At 69.1% G+C, this 14,982-nt stretch carries 20 protein-coding genes; 14 read left to right on the plus strand and 6 right to left on the minus strand.

The genetic code is table 11. The features are described 5' to 3' along the window. The first annotated feature begins 50 nt into the window (after positions 1-50). The 3 genes from AC3AOF_RS29650 (at position 51) to AC3AOF_RS29660 (ending at position 907) form a co-directional block, all read left to right on the plus strand. Positions 51-359, plus strand: coding sequence for a hypothetical protein (locus AC3AOF_RS29650; RefSeq protein ID WP_488347302.1), 309 nt, complete (start codon positions 51-53; stop codon positions 357-359). A 136-nt stretch (positions 360-495) separates the two neighbouring features. Further along, positions 496-648 (plus strand): hypothetical protein, encoded by a 153-nt coding sequence (locus tag AC3AOF_RS29655; protein ID WP_488347303.1) that lies wholly within the window; start codon positions 496-498, stop codon positions 646-648. Beyond that, the gene (locus AC3AOF_RS29660; RefSeq protein ID WP_488347304.1) at positions 632-907 is read left to right on the plus strand and encodes a hypothetical protein; all 276 of its coding nucleotides are present in this window, start codon (positions 632-634) and stop codon (positions 905-907) included. Before AC3AOF_RS29655 ends, AC3AOF_RS29660 begins: the two co-directional genes overlap by 17 nt. Positions 908-994: 87 nt before the next feature. Here the strand turns inward: AC3AOF_RS29660 and AC3AOF_RS29665 are convergent, their stop codons facing one another. The 3 genes from AC3AOF_RS29665 to AC3AOF_RS29675 all read right to left on the minus strand — a co-directional run bounded on the left by AC3AOF_RS29665 (position 995) and on the right by AC3AOF_RS29675 (position 3,897). Next, positions 995-1,363 (minus strand): hypothetical protein, encoded by a 369-nt coding sequence (locus AC3AOF_RS29665; protein ID WP_488347305.1) that lies wholly within the window; start codon positions 1,361-1,363, stop codon positions 995-997. 616 nt (positions 1,364-1,979) lie between these two features. Further along, positions 1,980-2,219 carry a hypothetical protein gene (locus AC3AOF_RS29670; protein ID WP_488347306.1) on the minus strand — a complete coding sequence of 80 codons (240 nt, stop codon included), beginning with the start codon at positions 2,217-2,219 and terminating at the stop codon, positions 1,980-1,982. A gap of 10 nt (positions 2,220-2,229) precedes the next feature. Beyond that, the gene (locus AC3AOF_RS29675) at positions 2,230-3,897 is read right to left on the minus strand and encodes an AAA family ATPase (protein ID WP_488347307.1); all 1,668 of its coding nucleotides are present in this window, start codon (positions 3,895-3,897) and stop codon (positions 2,230-2,232) included. A 398-nt stretch (positions 3,898-4,295) separates the two neighbouring features. Here AC3AOF_RS29675 and AC3AOF_RS29680 point away from each other — a divergent pair, with 398 nt between their 5' ends. From AC3AOF_RS29680 to AC3AOF_RS29710, 7 genes are all read left to right on the plus strand, one after another. Beyond that, positions 4,296-4,523: a hypothetical protein gene (locus AC3AOF_RS29680; RefSeq protein WP_488347308.1), complete on the plus strand. Its 228-nt coding sequence runs from the start codon at positions 4,296-4,298 to the stop codon at positions 4,521-4,523. Then, complete coding sequence (locus AC3AOF_RS29685) at positions 4,520-4,744, plus strand: hypothetical protein (protein ID WP_488347309.1); 225 nt, start codon at positions 4,520-4,522, stop codon at positions 4,742-4,744. Before AC3AOF_RS29680 ends, AC3AOF_RS29685 begins: the two co-directional genes overlap by 4 nt. Positions 4,745-4,874: 130 nt before the next feature. After that, entirely contained in the window at positions 4,875-5,123 is a 249-nt protein-coding gene (locus AC3AOF_RS29690) for a hypothetical protein (protein ID WP_488347310.1), read from the plus strand. Continuing rightward, complete coding sequence (locus AC3AOF_RS29695; RefSeq protein ID WP_488347311.1) at positions 5,120-5,290, plus strand: hypothetical protein; 171 nt, start codon at positions 5,120-5,122, stop codon at positions 5,288-5,290. The genes AC3AOF_RS29690 and AC3AOF_RS29695 overlap by 4 nt, the downstream gene beginning before the upstream one ends. Positions 5,291-5,657: 367 nt before the next feature. Further along, on the plus strand, positions 5,658-6,107 hold the full coding sequence (gene nikR, locus AC3AOF_RS29700; RefSeq protein WP_091744806.1) for a nickel-responsive transcriptional regulator NikR: 450 nt from the start codon (positions 5,658-5,660) through the stop codon (positions 6,105-6,107). A gap of 90 nt (positions 6,108-6,197) precedes the next feature. Continuing rightward, entirely contained in the window at positions 6,198-8,372 is a 2,175-nt protein-coding gene (locus AC3AOF_RS29705) for a TonB-dependent receptor (protein WP_488347312.1), read from the plus strand. Positions 8,373-8,405: 33 nt separating this feature from the next. Continuing rightward, on the plus strand, positions 8,406-8,597 hold the full coding sequence (locus tag AC3AOF_RS29710) for a hypothetical protein (protein WP_048427058.1): 192 nt from the start codon (positions 8,406-8,408) through the stop codon (positions 8,595-8,597). Positions 8,598-8,842: 245 nt separating this feature from the next. Here AC3AOF_RS29710 and AC3AOF_RS29715 read toward each other — a convergent pair whose 3' ends face one another. The 3 genes from AC3AOF_RS29715 to AC3AOF_RS29725 all read right to left on the minus strand — a co-directional run bounded on the left by AC3AOF_RS29715 (position 8,843) and on the right by AC3AOF_RS29725 (position 10,763). Next, on the minus strand, positions 8,843-9,589 hold the full coding sequence (locus AC3AOF_RS29715; protein ID WP_091744804.1) for a MauE/DoxX family redox-associated membrane protein: 747 nt from the start codon (positions 9,587-9,589) through the stop codon (positions 8,843-8,845). A gap of 69 nt (positions 9,590-9,658) precedes the next feature. Further along, positions 9,659-10,051, minus strand: coding sequence for a CopM family metallochaperone (copM, locus tag AC3AOF_RS29720; protein WP_091744802.1), 393 nt, complete (start codon positions 10,049-10,051; stop codon positions 9,659-9,661). 226 nt (positions 10,052-10,277) lie between these two features. Next, on the minus strand, positions 10,278-10,763 hold the full coding sequence (locus tag AC3AOF_RS29725) for a hypothetical protein (RefSeq protein WP_244538223.1): 486 nt from the start codon (positions 10,761-10,763) through the stop codon (positions 10,278-10,280). A 214-nt stretch (positions 10,764-10,977) separates the two neighbouring features. On the opposite strand from AC3AOF_RS29725, the gene AC3AOF_RS29730 reads away from it, so the two are divergent. The 4 genes from AC3AOF_RS29730 (at position 10,978) to AC3AOF_RS29745 (ending at position 14,979) form a co-directional block, all read left to right on the plus strand. Further along, on the plus strand, positions 10,978-12,060 hold the full coding sequence (locus AC3AOF_RS29730; protein ID WP_091744799.1) for a YeiH family protein: 1,083 nt from the start codon (positions 10,978-10,980) through the stop codon (positions 12,058-12,060). 195 nt (positions 12,061-12,255) lie between these two features. Then, positions 12,256-13,443 (plus strand): molybdopterin-dependent oxidoreductase, encoded by a 1,188-nt coding sequence (locus AC3AOF_RS29735; protein ID WP_091744797.1) that lies wholly within the window; start codon positions 12,256-12,258, stop codon positions 13,441-13,443. An 11-nt stretch (positions 13,444-13,454) separates the two neighbouring features. Further along, positions 13,455-13,793 (plus strand): c-type cytochrome, encoded by a 339-nt coding sequence (locus tag AC3AOF_RS29740; RefSeq protein ID WP_058617457.1) that lies wholly within the window; start codon positions 13,455-13,457, stop codon positions 13,791-13,793. Positions 13,794-13,899: 106 nt separating this feature from the next. Beyond that, positions 13,900-14,979 carry a molybdopterin-dependent oxidoreductase gene (locus tag AC3AOF_RS29745; RefSeq protein ID WP_091744794.1) on the plus strand — a complete coding sequence of 360 codons (1,080 nt, stop codon included), beginning with the start codon at positions 13,900-13,902 and terminating at the stop codon, positions 14,977-14,979. The last annotated feature ends 3 nt before the right edge of the window (positions 14,980-14,982 follow it).

The raw sequence follows: 14,982 nt of genomic DNA on the forward strand, positions 1-14,982 counted from the left end.
GCGTGGATGCGGGACAACCCGCCCGCGCCCATGCCCCAGGGGTTTGCACCGTGAACGGTTGGCTCGCTGGCGTGGCCGAAGCGCTCACGCCCTGGAAGGAAGTTCTCGGATCCGCGTTCGCGGCGCTCGCGGCGATGGGGGCCGTCGTCGGCGCGGTGCTCAAGGGGCGCCGGGCCCCCGACGTAACGTTCCCAGAGCCGGCCCCGGCGCCCGTCGTCCGGCTGCACGCCGACGACCGCGAGATCCTCGGCGATTTTCGCGAGTCTGTGACGGAGCTCACGCGCGCGATCCGGCACCTCACCGGGGCCTCGGAGGACAACACGGAGGCACTGAACCGCCGCCGCGGGGGCCGCCCATGATGCGGCTCCTACTCATCCCCACAGTCGCCCTAGCGGCGTGGGCGATCGGCGTCCTCACGGGGATCGCCCTCATGGCGCGGCAGGAGATCCCGGCCGCGCCGATGACGGATCCCCCGCAGCAGTGGGAGCGGTCCGTATGACGGTCGCCGTCCCCCCGCCGGTCCCGGACGACATTCGGCCTCCGGAGGTCGACCTCGCCGTCACGGCGATCCTCCTGCGGGCCGGCCTCTACGGTGAGGCCGCCCTCGACTATGCGGGACGCGGGGGCCCGCGTGCGCTGGTTCTATAAGCGGACCGAGGGCGGCGAGGACGTGGGCTGGCAGGATCGCCTCGACGCCGAGGAGCTCGTCGAGGTCCCGGAGACCGTTCCTGTCAAGCGGCAGGACGGGACCGTCCGCGAGAAGCTCGTCATCCGGCTGTGGGTCACCCCCCGCGGCGTGACGCGCCTCGCCAGGCTCATCGTGGCAGGCAAGGACCCCTTGCTTCCTGTGCCCGCCGATATGAGGAGGGTCCTCGCTGCAGCCAGAGACCTACACCTCTTCGACTGAGACGCCTGAAGAAGCAGAGGGCCCCGGGAATGACCCGGGGCCCTCCTCGTTTGGAAGCGAAGGCCATTTCGGTAGCATTTCCCTGCATCAGGGCAGCGGCTCGATCTGGGGCTGCCCCACGCGGGGACAGCCGGGCAGCGACGACATCCAGAGCCTCGGCTCGGCCAGCGCGATCGTGAAGCGCCCGGCCGCGCCGCGGTGTTCGAGCCACCGGTCGTCCGCGACGCTGGCCCCGCGGTACGTCGAGGCCTCGGGGCGGGCATGGCGGTCGCCGGCGCCCGTGCATTCCAGCGTCCAGGCCGTCGTGTAGCGCCGCCTGGTTGCCGTGAGCGTCGCGGTGAGCTCCCCGCCGGCGGTCCGCTCAACGACGACGACGCTGTACCGGGTGACCGGGGGCTCCGCCTGCGCCGGGGCCGGCCCGGCGGCGAGGGCTACGAGTGTCAGGATCGCGCGCATCTACCACCCCTCCGCTCGGAATGCCGACTTGCCCTCGCTGTGGGCATCGCATAGGCACTTGACCCAGGATCCCTTGCGAAGAATACCCGGGGCACCGCAGTATTCACAGATATAACCTGAAAGATGATCCATGCAATCGACGATGCTGTCTGCATAGTCGGCGCACTCGTTAGCCTGGATATCCCATCTCAGCGTGCCAAACTTTTCCTTCGTGTCGGTCGTCTTGAAGCCGCGGGGGGTCCCATGCTCTGTGATGAGCTCAGCCCCAGCCTCCCAAAGCCACGACCAGCCAGCGTGACTTGAGGGCGGGAAGTCGAAGATCGCGGGGTGCTTGGCGGCGAGGTCCTCCGCCCACGTCTTCGGTGCGTGGGGCGGCCCCGCGCGCCATCGACACGCGAGGTACCGCGCCAGCACAGTCAGAAGGAGCGTGCCCGACGGCGGGCCGAGGACACTGAAACCCCCTGTGATCGGCCGCCGCTCGCGCTCGCGCGAAAGGAGGGGCGCCCGCCACTCGATGAGGGGCCCTGCCGGGCTGGGACGAACCGCCGTCGCGGTGACGCTGTCGGCGCCACTGTGGGAGCGCAGTGCGCGGGAGGCGACCGTGAGGAACTCGTCTCTAATCGGCATGGCGGCAGGCTCCAGCGTAGGGCAGTGGGGCGAAGCAGAGCGCGAGCGCTTCGGCCTCACGGGCGCGATCGAGGGCTTCAGAGGAGGAGAGCAGGCCGGCCGATACGAGCCGGCCGAGGCGGACGACGCGGGCCCGTGCTCCCCGGCCAACAAGGGGGCAGACCCGGCCGCTCTTCCAGGCGGCCTGGATCTGGGAGGCGATGGACGAAAGGTCGTCGTGTCGCTGCATGACGGCCCCCTTAGTGCCGGGGGGCCAGCCGGTCCCGGCTGGCGAGCATCGTCTCGACGAGCCGGCGCAGGGGTCGCAGGCTGCCCCCCTTCCAGTGCTTGGCCAGGAGGGCGATCTCGTCGCCATCGAGGTCAGGCATCCACACCGCATCGAGCCCGCGCTCGGCGCGGATCTCGGCGACGAGGTTCGCCGCGACGACAGGCAGATGCTCCCGTCCCGGAGCCGGGACTTCTAGGATCCTGAGGCGGTCCCGGAGGGGCCCGGGGACGCCTTCCATGGAATTGGCGGTCACGAGGAACGAGACAGCCGAGAGATTTACATTCGCCTCGATATAGCTGTCGAATATAGCCTTTGAACTCTCACGCTCAAGGTAAGGTAGGAGCGTGTCTGAGAGCGCTCCATTTCTGCGATCCAGGGAAGCCTTCTCGATCTCGTCAACGCCAATCATGACGTTGGCGACACCCTCTTGCAGGATAGCCTGGAGAGGGATCGACGCGCGGCCGGTGGCCCACTGCCGCGACGTGCCGCCGAAAGAGCCGTCCGCCGCCCCGGCCGCGTTATAGACGCGCAGCGCCAGGCCGAGCCCGCGGGCGACCGCGCGGATCGCGGCCGTCTTGCCGGTACCGGGGCGGCTGACGAGTGCGGTCGGGCGGGTCCAGGCAAAGGGGGCCCCGACGAGATCTGCCGCGAGCACCTCGAAGATGGGCCGCAGCCAGGGCGCCCGGCGCACGCCCTCCTCGACGAACTCGTGCGGATCCGGCGCGGGGAGCAGCGGCAGCAGCTTCTTCTCGATCCGCTCGAACTCCGCGCGGGGGCTATCGCGCCTCTCCCGGGCGTGCACGGCCGGCTTCGGCAGGTGTTCGAGCGAGCCGACGACGACGAGCGTCCGTCCGACCGGCGCGGGGATCGGGAGCGGCTCTTCCGGCTCCGGAAGATCCTGAGTGCCCGCCATGAAGTCGCGGTCGGGCAGGTCCAGGGCGAGGTCGCCGTCCCCGTCTTTGGAAGGAAGCTGTCCAGCGCCCCCCTTCAGGATTGCGTCCGCGATCAGCGACTGGGCCTCCGCGTCGTGAAGAGCCATCGCGAATTGCAGCAGCCGCCGCGTGTCGAAGCGGTATTGGGACAGCTGAGAGTAGTTAGGCTCGCTGTAATAAGGCTGGTCCGTGAAATCCATGGAGGCATTGCCGGCCCAGACGATAGCCGATCTTAGGCACATGCACGCCTCGGCGTGTCGGCCGGCGCCTAGAAGCTGGCTGAAACGATCGAGCGCGGCTGCCGTAATCTCTCCGTGCGCCTGAGGACACCCAAGCGCGGCGAGGTTGAACGCGAGCATCTCGTGGACGACCGCGCAGTCCTTCGTATACATGTCGGGAAGATCCCGACGCGCGCTCTCATCAAACAGCACGGCCCGCGCCCGGCGCAGGGCCTTAAAGGTCGGGTTGGCGATCGCCTTCTCGACCGCGCGCCGGGAGCGCTCGGAGAGCCACTCGATCGGGAGCCCCTTGAGGCGGGCGACCGCGTCCTCGATGGCGGACCAGCCGACGAATTCACCGCCGGCCAGCATCTCCAGGCGCCCCTGGGGGGACTTCGGCTCGCGGGGGCCGGGGATCGTCGTGTCGCCGGCCATGGCGCGCGCGACTGCATTCGCCGCCGCCTGGCGGCTGTGCTTCGTGTTGGGCATCTGGGATCTCGCTGGGAAAACGGAGGACGCGCAGGGGCGCCGAGCGGGTGGCTCAGGCGGCGGTCGGTAAGATCCGTTTCGATAAGCAGCGAGCGAGGGTCACGGGGGGGCTCTCCCAGTCGAGCCACCATCATTCCCTGGACGCCCTCGCCGGGCAAGGGCCCTCTTCCGGACAGCCGTCGGACGGCCGAAAACTGGTTGCCGATCCCCTACTGAGACCGCTCGAATCCTGGCCAGCTCACCTGCGGCGGATGCCCGCACCTAAGCCTCGTTGAGACCGCCCCTCCCTAGGGACGCCCTCTGCGACTCAGGCCCGCTGCGCTTTTTCGTTGCCAGCGTCCAGTGCGAATCGATGAGGCGTGGCAGCCTGAAATCCTGTGGACAACGGGACGGGCCAGATGGTCGAAAAGCGGTTCAGACTAACCGACTGGAAGCGGCAGAACTGCGGTTCGGTGACGTGTCGACTTGTCGAGCGGGATCACGACGGGACCGAGCTCATCGTGGCGGAGTTCGACCGCGAGCCAGCGCCGCTTGGCGAGATGCTCGCCCATGTCGCGCTGGGGACGGCCAACGCCTATGCCGAGGCCAACCCTCAGCAGTTCACGCGTCGCGAGAAGGCCGCGTGACCGCCGAGGCGATCGACCCGGCGATCCGGGCCCGCCTCCATAAACGGTTCCCCAAGTCGCCGCGGTGGGCCCCGCCCGCCCCGGCGGCCCCGTCGCCCTGGCTGGTCATCCGCGAGGTCCTCGACCGCACGCAGGCCGACGGCCTCTCGACCCTCCAGCAGGCTGGCGCCGTCTACACCGCGCTCGTCCACCAGGGCCTCATGGACGGGGGCCGGGCGTGACGACGGCGTTCGTGATCACACCAGGCGACGTAATCTCGGCCGCCTTCCTCTGCCCCGGCCTCGCCTCTTACGGCTGCCTCGTGATCCCCGGAGCCCTTAGGTCGCGCAGGGAACGGCGGAGGCAGCGGCAGTGAGGCGCGCCTTCTACGCCCTAGACCGCGACCAGCAAACCGCGTTCCGCCGGGCGGTCTCCGCGGTGCGCCGCGGCCGGGCGCCCGACGGCGTCGAGCGGGCCTGGGCCGAGCTGGGGATCCTCGGGGCCGTCGCGCGGACGCACACGCTGGATCTCTACGACCGCGTGGACGACCTGCTCGCTCTGATGCCGCCGCGGGATCGCTGGCTGGTCGAGCGCCCCCTATTCGGGGGGCCCCGCGCATGAGCCTGCCTGACCTCGTCATCGCGATCTCGGCCGGGCTGCTGCTCGCCGCCGTGGCGATCGTCGCGACGGTCGAGATCCTCGCCCGGCAGGTCGCCGCGGCGCGCGGGCGGTCGCGAGCTTCTGGAACTGATGGAGCCCCGGCATCGCTAGGGTCAAAACCCAACTAGCCTGAGCGTGTGAGGGGCCGCTTCCGACCCCACTCAGATGTTCCGGTGGTACTTGCGCAATCCACACTCCTGACCCGAAGCGGCTCCTCGCAAGCTCTGTCGGGAATGTCCGGTCGCGAGGATTTTCCAGACATTTGATTTCATGACACGGCTTCCTGACATTCGCTGCGTCGCCGGGCTCTCGCGTCAAGTGCGTCACCGCCGAAGGATCTTCTGGCTGTCAGGAACGGGTCGATTTTCTTACATGCCAGTTCATGTGATGGATGGACGCTGGAGGCATGAGCCGTGCGAAGGCCCGCCATTCCCCTAGCTGTTCACGCGCTCGCCATGCTCCTACCAAAGCCATCAAGCAGTTGACGGAGCGGGCATGCAGCGCATCACGATCACCATTGACGACGAGCTGCTGGCGGCGATGGATCGTCTCTGCACCGAACGCGGCTATGGTAGCCGCTCGGAGGCCGTGCGTGACCTCGTCCGCGATGCGGTCGCCCCATCCCAAGGAGATCAGGCGGGTGCTGCGCCCTACTACGGGACGCTGAGCTACGTCTACAATCATGGTACCCGCGACCTGGCGCGCCGTCTCACCGATGAAGGACACCACCACGAGGTGTCCATCGCCAGCATGCATGTGCATCTGACCAGAGACGATTGCCTGGAAGTTGCGGTGCTGCATGGATCTGTGCCGGCCATGCAGGCTTACGCCGATCGCATCATCACCCAGCGGGGTGTGCGCTACGGCCACCTGCACCTCATTCCCGAGAACAGCGCCGAGCCGGCCAACCACCCGCACCCGCACGATGACAACGCTGACCACTGAGGACCGCCGGCCACAGCCGGCGGTGTGAACTTTGCGTAGATTTCTCATACGCGGGACGTGCGAGGGGCACGCCTCGATGCCGCTTCTGGAATGCCGTTGGCCCGCTCTACCTTGTCGTCTGCCCTCCGGGTGCGTCGATACAGCCTGCTCAGCTCCGCCACCGTCCTGCTGGTCGCCTCCCACGCCTGGGCCGCGCCGCCGGTGACCGAGACCGCCGATACCATCGCGCTCTCGGAGATCACGGTCGCACCGGAAGCACCGGCCGCCACGACTTCGGGCACACCTAACGCCAGCGCCGGCTATGTCGGCGGCGTTACCGGCATCGGCGGTGCACTTCGACCGGTTGATGCTGCAAGTGCCGGCATCATCACGGGGGCGCAGATCAACAGCCGCCCGGTGACCCGACCCGGCGAGGTGCTGGAGGAAGTGCCGGGCCTCATCATCACGCAGCACTCGGGTGAGGGCAAAGCCAACCAGTACTTCCTGCGTGGCTTCAACCTCGACCACGGCACCGACATCGCCATCACCGTCGACGGCATGCCGGTGAACATGCGCACCCATGCCCACGGCCAGGGCTACGCCGATCTCAACTTCCTGATCCCCGAGCTCGTCGGCGCGGTCGAGTTCCACAAGGGCCCGTACTTCGTGCGCGACGGCGACTTCGCCGCGGCCGGCTCGGTGCGGATCGACTATCTCGACAAGCTCAACCGCAACATCGCGCTGACGACGCTGGGCAGCTTCGGTCTCAAGCGAGCCCTCTCGGCCGCCTCGGCACCGCTCGGCGCGGGCAACCTGCTCGTGGCGGGCGAGGCGCAGACCTATGACGGCCCGTGGGTGGTGCCCGATACCCTCCGCAAGTTCAACGGCGTGGTGCGCTACAGCCAGGGCACGCCGCTCGACGGCTTTGCGGTCACCGGCATGGCCTACTGGGCCAAGTGGAATGCCACCAATCAGATTCCCGAGCGGGCGGTGGCGGAGGGGATCATCGGCCGCTACGGCACCCTCGACCCGAGCGATGGCGGCGATACCGGCCGCTTCTCGCTGTCGGGGCGCTGGAGCCAGTCGGATGCCGGTGGCATCACCCGGGCGTCGGCCTACGTGATCCGCTACCAGATGAACCTCTGGAACAACTTCACGTATTTTCTCAACGATCCGGTCAACGGCGACCAGTTCCGCCAGCGCGACAGCCGCGTGCTCGGCGGCGGCGAAATCTCGCGCGTGTTCCAGGGTGACCTGTTCGGGCTCGCCATGGAGAACGAGATCGGCGTGCAGACCCGCACCGACGACATCCGGGTCGGCCTGTTCAACACGACGGCGCGGCAGTACCGCTCGACGGTGCTGGACGACCGGGTGCTGGAGGCCAGCGCGGCGTTCTACTACGAGAACCGGGTGCGCTGGACCGACTGGCTGCGCACCAGCGTCGGCTTCCGGGCAGACGGCTACTATGCCGATGTCCGCTCCGACACCCCGGCGAATTCGGGCCGCGCCCGCGACGGCATCGTCAATCCGAAGCTCGGGGCGGTGCTCGGGCCGTGGCTGGATACCGAGCTGTACGTGAACTACGGCGGCGGTTTCCATTCGAACGATGCTCGCGGCGTCACGGCCACCGTCGATCCGGTCAGTCCGCTGTTCAACGTGTCCCGCTCGCCGTTCCTGGTGCCCTCGACCGGCTACGAGGTCGGCATCCGCAACCGCTCGATCGCCGGGCTGGAAACCTCCCTGGCGCTGTTCCGGCTCGATTTCGCGTCCGAGAACCTGTTCCAGGGCGACACCGGCACCACCGAGCCGAGCCGGCCGACACGGCGGTTCGGTATCGAGTGGAGCAACCATTACGCCGTCACGCCCTGGCTGGCCCTGGAGGGCGACCTGACGATCACCAACGCCCGCTTCGCCGACCGCGACCCGGTCGGCCGGCGGGTGCCCGAGGCGCCGACCACGATCGCGTCGGCGGGCATCACCTTCGGCGAAGGCCAGGGCTGGTTCGGCTCCCTCCGCTTCCGCTATTTCGGGCCGCGCCCTCTGATCGAGGACAACTCGGTGCGCTCGAAGCCGACCGCGCTTCTCAACGGCCGGGTCGGGTACAACTTCGACAACGGGGTCAGCCTCTCCCTCGACGTGCTGAACTTGACCAATGCCAAGGCGGATCAGATCACCTACTACTACGTGTCACGCCTGCCGGGCGAAGACGCGGCCGGCGTCGCCGATCGCCACTTCCACCCGGTCGAGCCGACAGCCGTGCGGCTGACCCTCGCCGGCCGGTTCTGAGACCCGATTTCCCTACCTGATAAGGATTTTCGCATGCGCACCCTCGCTGTCTCGATCGGATTGCTGACGGCTCTTTGGATCGGCCCTGCCGCGGCGCATGGCTGCCATCATGGCTGGCAGCAGGCCCCCGCGGAGGGTTGGCACAGCCACGGCCTCAAGTGCGATGCCCGCAAGGGCCTCGGCGTGTCGCGCCGCGGCAAGGGGCACGCCCGCCGGGCGGCGTAGCATCGAGGTTCGAGGCGCGTGACCGTGCGGGCATCGGGTTCTCCGATGCCCGCACGGTCGTTTCTAGAGCCGAGCAGCTTCGCCGCTTCGAGAGCCGCTCGACGCGTCGAGCAAACAGTGCAACGGGCCCGGACCGGCACGGTCCCGGGGGTGCTTGGGCCTTGGACTCAAAGCAGATCTCTGCCCCGTCCGAACCCGGGCAGACTGGATGCCGCCTGATGTGCGACGTCGGCCGGCCGCGGCGCTCATGCGTGCATCGCCAGCATCCAGACCGACATGGCGACCATCATCAGGTTCTCGGTCAGCGACACGAAGCCGAGCGGCACCTTGCTTGACCCGCCGACGCAGGCGCACTTGATCTCGCGCTTGTCGACATAGACCGCCTTGAACACCGAGACGGCCCCGATCGTCCCGATGAACAAGGCAACTGGGATCGACAGCCAGTTCAGGGCTCCCGCGACCATGAGGATGCCGGCGAGGCCTTCCAGGAACGGATAGGCGTAGGCGTAGCGGACCCAGCGTTGGCCGAGCAGGTCGTAGCCCAGAAACATCGACGAGAAGCTCTCGACGTCCTGCAGCTTGAGGAGGGCGAGCACACACATGCTGAAGGCGATGAACCACTCGGCCGCGCGCATCGTGAACGGCGTGCCGGTGACGGCGTAGCTGGCCGCCAGCGCCATCAGCGCCGTCATGGAGAACACCGCAACGACCGGCGTGTAGGTCGTCGCGTTTGGGTCGTTCGCCGTTGTGCCGAAGCGACGGCGCAGGTCGTCGTACCCCCCGACGCGCGCGCCGTCGATGAAGGTCTGGGGTGTCGACTTGACGTCGTGCTCGGCCTTGAAGCGGTCGGTCTCCTCGCGCGTGGTGAGCCAGTGATCCTCAACCGCGAAACCCTGGCGTTCGAGCAGGTCCTTGGCCTTCAGCCCATACGGGCAGAGGTGCTTCTCCATCACCATGCGGTAGAGGACGGCCTTCTGGGCGGTGGCTGGCATGCGAATTTCCTCAAGCAGTCTGTCGATATCGGGGGAAGCGGACCGGGATGAGCCCGGCCCGTGCGGTGCCTACCGGCCGTGCCGCTTCAGCCACGCCTCCATGTCGGCGATCTCCTTTTCCTGATCGTCGATGATCGTCTGCGCCATCGCCCGGGTCTCGGGGTCTTTGGCGTGCGTCAGCGCGACCTTCGCCATGGCGACAGCACCCCTGTGGTGCGGGATCATGTGCGTGCGGAAGTCGACGTCCGGGTCGCCCGTATAGGCGACGTCCATCTCCTTCATCATCGCCGCGTCGGCGGCCTTGAACGCGACGGTAGAGACGGTGTCCTTCGGGTCCGGCTTCGTCTTGCCCATCCCGTGCCCGGGCATGGAGCGATGGTCGTGCGACGCCTGCGCGAGGGCGGGACCGGCGAGGCCGGCCGAGATGAGGACGATGGCGGCGAAGGTGCGAGGGGAGGTCATGGATCGGTCTCTGTTTCGAATGGGAATCAAATCGAACGGCCGCCCGGGACGGCCCCGGGTGAGGCCGGGGCGTGCGCGGACTTCGCCTAGGAGGCGGGTCGGCCGCACCCAGGGCGGCGAGAGGCGGGATCGGCAGCCACGGGATCTCCCCGTGCCGGTAGGGCCGGAGGTGCACCGTCGATGCGGGCACAACTCGGGCGTTGCGCGCCTTCAGGCGCGCCTCATCTCACGCGCGGGCTCGGGGAGGCCTGGGCAGGGCTTCGGGTCCGGCGCCGGTGCGAACGGGAGCATCGCGCGGGACCAGCCTGACGGCCCGGAACGGGATCGGCGCCAGGGCGGGCGGGCCGGGCAGAATGCCGGCGGCACAGCAGGCCATCGTTCCACAGCAGCGGACCCGGCAGGGGCCGGGGCAGCAACCATCGTCCCGGACAGGCCCGACAGCAGTGATCCGGAGCGCGGTCTCCAGGTAGGCCGGAGGCTCGCCCCGGGCGACATGCCCGGCAGGATTCACGGCCGGAACCGCTGCCACCGAGGCGGTCCGCATGTGCGTCGCGGGCCCGTTGCCGGCGTGCTGCGCGTGTCCCTCATGGGCCTGGCCTGCCGACGGCACGAGGGAGGCGAGGATCACGAGGATCACCGCCGCCAGCAGGCGCACGATCGGCCGATCGAGGATCATGAGGCTGGCTCGCACCTGCTCCGGTCGCAGGATCATGCCCGTCTGCCGGGCGTGACCGTTCACCGGCAAGTTTGGTCATGGGCTCGGAGTTTCAAGGGCCGGCGAACCTGTCCATCCGACGACCGGCATCGTCATCGGCACAGTCGCAATCATCGACAATGACGAACAAAATTATCGCAACGTTCTGTTGGATCGAATGCTCGCGGATCGGCACGGTGGGAACAGATCCAAGCGACCCCGCGAGACCGTTATGATCACCGCGACCCTCATCGCATCCCTCCTCGCCCCCCTGCGCCGCATCCTGCCCGGCCTCCTCCTGTGCCTCGCGGTGACCGGCGCCGCCCTCGCGCTCGAATCGGCCGAGGAGCACCTGTTCGGCCGCGCCTGGCTTGAGGCTTTGGTGCTCGCGATCGTGCTCGGCACAGCCCTCCGCACCGCGTGGAACCCGGGCGCGCGCTTCTTCCCCGGCATCGCCTTCGGCGCCAAGACGGTCCTCGAAGTCGCCGTCGTCCTGCTCGGCGCTTCGCTCAGCCTCGCAACCCTGCTGGCGGCCGGACCCGGCCTTCTCGTCGGCATCGCCGTGGTGGTGATGGCGGCGATCGCGGCGAGCTACGGCATCGGCCGCGCCCTAGGTCTGCACCCCCGGCTCGCGATCCTCGTCGCCTGCGGCAACTCGATCTGCGGCAACTCGGCGATCGCCGCGACCGCCCCGGTGATCGGTGCGGACGGCGAGGACGTCGCCTCCTCCATCGCCTTCACGGCGGTGCTCGGGGTGCTGGTCGTGCTCGGCCTGCCCTTGCTCGTGCCGCTCCTCGGCCTGTCGCCGATGCAGTACGGCGTGCTCGCCGGCCTCACCGTCTACGCCGTGCCGCAGGTGCTCGCCGCGACGGCGCCGGTGGCGGCGCTGAGCGTCCAGGTCGGTACCCTGGTCAAGCTGGTCCGGGTGCTGATGCTCGGCCCGGTGGTGCTGGCGCTCTCCCTCGGCGCGAGCCGGCTGCGCGAGGAGACGGACGAGCTGGCCCCGCACGTCACTGCGGGAGAGCGTCCGAAGCCCGGCCGCGTCGCGATCCACCGCCTCGTGCCGTGGTTCATCCTGGCGTTCCTGGCGATGGCCGGCCTGCGCTCGGGCGGTCTGATCCCGCAAGCCGCCCTGCCGCCGATCGCCGCGACCGCCAACGTGCTCACCATCGTGTCGATGGCCGCGCTCGGGCTCGGGGTCGACGTGCGCAGCGTCGCCGGCGCGGGGCTGCGGGTCACGCTGGCGGTGGTCGCCTCCCTGCTCGCCCTCACCGCGGTCAGCCTCTGCCTGATCCATATCCTCGGCATCGCCTGACCGAGCGTCCTCGGACGACCGTTTCCCGGCGCGCCGGAGGGAAACGATCTCTCCAATCGATCGGAACGAGCAGGACTTTCCGTTGGAAGCCCTGTCTCATGGAAGATACTTTCCATCACCCAAGGGAGAGCGCGAGACGCTCGGCCCGGACCCGGAGGAACACCCTTGAGCCATCCTGCCATTCCCCGCCGCGCGATGCTTGCCGGTCTCGGCCTCGGCGGCCTCGCGGCCGCGCTGCCGGCCTGGGCTGCGGGCACGATCAAGCTCCCGCTGCCCGGCGGCCCCGACCTGCGCGACCTGACCACAGCCTTCCCCGGCAAGGGGCCGATGATCCTGCAGCGGACGCGCCCGCCGCTCCTGGAGACTCCGTTCGAGGTGTTCGACCAGGGCGTATTCACCCCCAATGACCGCTTCTACGTGCGCTGGCACTGGGCCTCGATCCCCACCGAGGTCGACGCGAACGCCTATCGGCTGACGGTGCGTGGCCATGTCGACCGGGAGCTGTCGCTGTCGCTCGACGAGCTCGCCCGGCTGCCGCGCTTCGAGATCGCCGCCGTCAACCAATGCTCGGGGAATTCCCGCGGCCTGTTCGAGCCGCGGGTGCCGGGGGCGCAGTGGGCCAACGGCTCGATGGGCAACGCGCGCTGGACGGGCGTGCGCCTGAAAGACGTGCTCGACCGTGCCGGGGTGAAGGCCGGGGCCGTGCAGGTCCGCTTCAGCGGCCTCGATGAACCGGTCGTGGACGAAGCGCCCGACTTCAAGAAGTCGCTCGACCTCGACCATGCCCGCGACGGCGAGGTCATGCTGGCCTACGCGATGAACGGCGAGCAGCTGCCGCTGCTCAACGGCTTCCCGCTGCGCCTGGTGGTGCCGGGCTGGTACTCGACCTACTGGGTCAAGATGCTGTCCGACATCGAGGTGCTGGACAAGCCCGACGACCAGTACTGGATGAAGACCGCCTACCGCATCCCGGACGTGCCGGGGGCAAACATCAAGCCCGGTCAGACCGGGTTCAAGACGGTGCCGATCAACCGCATGGTCCCGCGCTCCTTTGTCACCAACCTGCGCGACGGCGCACAGGCGACGGCCGGTTCGCCGGTGGCGGTCCGCGGCATCGCCTTCGGGGGCGATTGCGGGGTCAGGACGGTGGAGATCTCCGCCGACGGTGGCGCGACGTGGTCCTTGGGCAAGCTCGGAGCCGACGAGGGCCCCTACAGCTTCCGGCGGTTCGAGGGCGACCTGCCGGCTCTCGCGGCCGGCACCCACGCGATCAAGGTCCGCTGCACCAACACGAACGGGCTGGCCCAGCCGATGGAGCGGGTCTGGAACGGGGCCGGGTTCATGCAGAACGGCGTCGAGACCGTGTCGCTTCACGTCGCCTGAGGGAGAGAGCCATGGTCACATCCCGCACCGCGTTCTTGCTCGCCGCGCTCGCGCTGGCCTCCGCCCCGACATTCGCCGCCGAGGCGGCCGAGCCGATGCGCTTCACCTCGCAGCAGGTCGAGCTGCCCACCTCCGACCGCTTCTTCCCGGAGGGCCCCGGGGCGGAGGCCGCCAACAACAACTGCCTTGCCTGCCATTCGGCCGGAATGGTGCTGACCCAGCCCAAGTTGTCGAAGGCGCAGTGGACCGAGACCGTCAACAAGATGGTCCACGTCTACAAGGCACCGATCGACGAGGCCGACGTGAAGGCCATCGTCGACTACCTCGCGGCAATGAAGCCGCAGCCCTGACGGCGACGTGCCCGGCCCGCCGTCGCGACGGCAAAGCCGGGGAAGCACGCCGGGACCGATCCGGTCCCGGCACGTTGTCCCGCGATCCATCAGCCCGGAGACCCGCATGTCGAGCTTGGCCGAGCGCAAGGCGCGCCTGATCGTCCACGGGGAGGCGCCGTACAATGCCGAGCCGCCCCTCGCGCGGCTGCGCGCCTACTATCGTACGGCAGCCGACGACTTCTACGTGCGCTCGCACGGCGACCTGCCGGAGATCGATGCGGACGGCTACCGCCTCCGCCTCGATGGCGCGATCCCGACGGCGCTGGAGTTGTCGCTGGACGACATGCGGTCGCGCTATGCCGAGGCCACCGTCACGGCGACGATGCAGTGCGCGGGCAACCGCCGCGCGGACATGCGGGCGGTGGCGCCGGTCTCCGGTGACCCGTGGGACGGCGGCGCGATCGGCACGGCCGACTGGACCGGTGTCCGCTTGGGCGACGTGCTGCGCGAGGCCGGGATCGCCGAGAGTGCAGACCTGCACGTCGCCTTCGAGAGCCACGACCTCGTCGAGGGTCGGCCCTACGGAGCCTCGATTCCGCTGGCCAAGGCGCTCGCGCCCGAGACCCTGCTGGCCTTCGCGATGAACGGCGCGCCGCTGCTGCCGGAGCACGGCTTCCCGCTGCGCGTCGTCGTGCCGGGCTTCGCCGGGGTGCGCAGCCCGAAATGGCTAAAGCGCATCACGGTGCAGGACCACCCGTCGGACAACCCGATCCAGGCCGAGGACTACAAGCTGTTCCCGTCGGACGTAACGGCGGAGACGGCCGACCCCGCCCAGGGTCACACCATCAACACGATGCCGCTGAACGCGGCGATCTGCGAGCCCGCACGCGGGGCACGGCTGGCGGCCGGGGCGAACACAATCCGCGGCTACGCGGTGTCGGGCGACCGCACCGTCGTCCGCGTCGACGTCTCCGGCAATGGCGGGCGGACCTGGGCGCAGGCGGCGCTCGAGCATGATGCGCGGGCGCGCTTCGCCTGGACGTTCTGGACGATCGACCTCGATCTTCCCCCGGGCGAGCATGAGTTGGCGGTGCGCGCCTGGGACGAGGCCGGGCAGACCCAGCCTGCGCTGCCGGACGACACCTGGAACTACAAGGGCTACCTCAGCGCCGCGTGGCACCGCGTGCGCGTGACCGTGGAGTGAGCG

The organism is Methylobacterium sp. 142-1Y (genome assembly GCF_057747795.1).

Excerpts from the sequence above, each read along its gene's own strand:
- AC3AOF_RS29735 (WP_091744797.1), top strand. The coding sequence starts at position 12,256 with ATGCTTGCCGGTCTCGGCCTCGGCGGCCTCGCGGCCGCGCTGCCGGCC.
- AC3AOF_RS29710 (WP_048427058.1), top strand. The coding sequence starts at position 8,406 with ATGCGCACCCTCGCTGTCTCGATCGGATTGCTGACGGCTCTTTGGATC.
- AC3AOF_RS29665 (WP_488347305.1), bottom strand. The coding sequence starts at position 1,363 with ATGCGCGCGATCCTGACACTCGTAGCCCTCGCCGCCGGGCCGGCCCCG.
- nikR (WP_091744806.1), top strand. The coding sequence starts at position 5,658 with ATGCAGCGCATCACGATCACCATTGACGACGAGCTGCTGGCGGCGATG.
- AC3AOF_RS29670 (WP_488347306.1), bottom strand. The coding sequence starts at position 2,219 with ATGCAGCGACACGACGACCTTTCGTCCATCGCCTCCCAGATCCAGGCC.
- AC3AOF_RS29680 (WP_488347308.1), top strand. The coding sequence starts at position 4,296 with ATGGTCGAAAAGCGGTTCAGACTAACCGACTGGAAGCGGCAGAACTGC.
- copM (WP_091744802.1), bottom strand. The coding sequence starts at position 10,051 with ATGACCTCCCCTCGCACCTTCGCCGCCATCGTCCTCATCTCGGCCGGC.
- AC3AOF_RS29745 (WP_091744794.1), top strand. The coding sequence starts at position 13,900 with ATGTCGAGCTTGGCCGAGCGCAAGGCGCGCCTGATCGTCCACGGGGAG.
- AC3AOF_RS29655 (WP_488347303.1), top strand. The coding sequence starts at position 496 with ATGACGGTCGCCGTCCCCCCGCCGGTCCCGGACGACATTCGGCCTCCG.
- AC3AOF_RS29730 (WP_091744799.1), top strand. The coding sequence starts at position 10,978 with ATGATCACCGCGACCCTCATCGCATCCCTCCTCGCCCCCCTGCGCCGC.
- AC3AOF_RS29725 (WP_244538223.1), bottom strand. The coding sequence starts at position 10,763 with ATGATCCTGCGACCGGAGCAGGTGCGAGCCAGCCTCATGATCCTCGAT.
- AC3AOF_RS29675 (WP_488347307.1), bottom strand. The coding sequence starts at position 3,897 with ATGCCCAACACGAAGCACAGCCGCCAGGCGGCGGCGAATGCAGTCGCG.
- AC3AOF_RS29695 (WP_488347311.1), top strand. The coding sequence starts at position 5,120 with ATGAGCCTGCCTGACCTCGTCATCGCGATCTCGGCCGGGCTGCTGCTC.
- AC3AOF_RS29705 (WP_488347312.1), top strand. The coding sequence starts at position 6,198 with ATGCCGTTGGCCCGCTCTACCTTGTCGTCTGCCCTCCGGGTGCGTCGA.
- AC3AOF_RS29740 (WP_058617457.1), top strand. The coding sequence starts at position 13,455 with ATGGTCACATCCCGCACCGCGTTCTTGCTCGCCGCGCTCGCGCTGGCC.
- AC3AOF_RS29715 (WP_091744804.1), bottom strand. The coding sequence starts at position 9,589 with ATGCCAGCCACCGCCCAGAAGGCCGTCCTCTACCGCATGGTGATGGAG.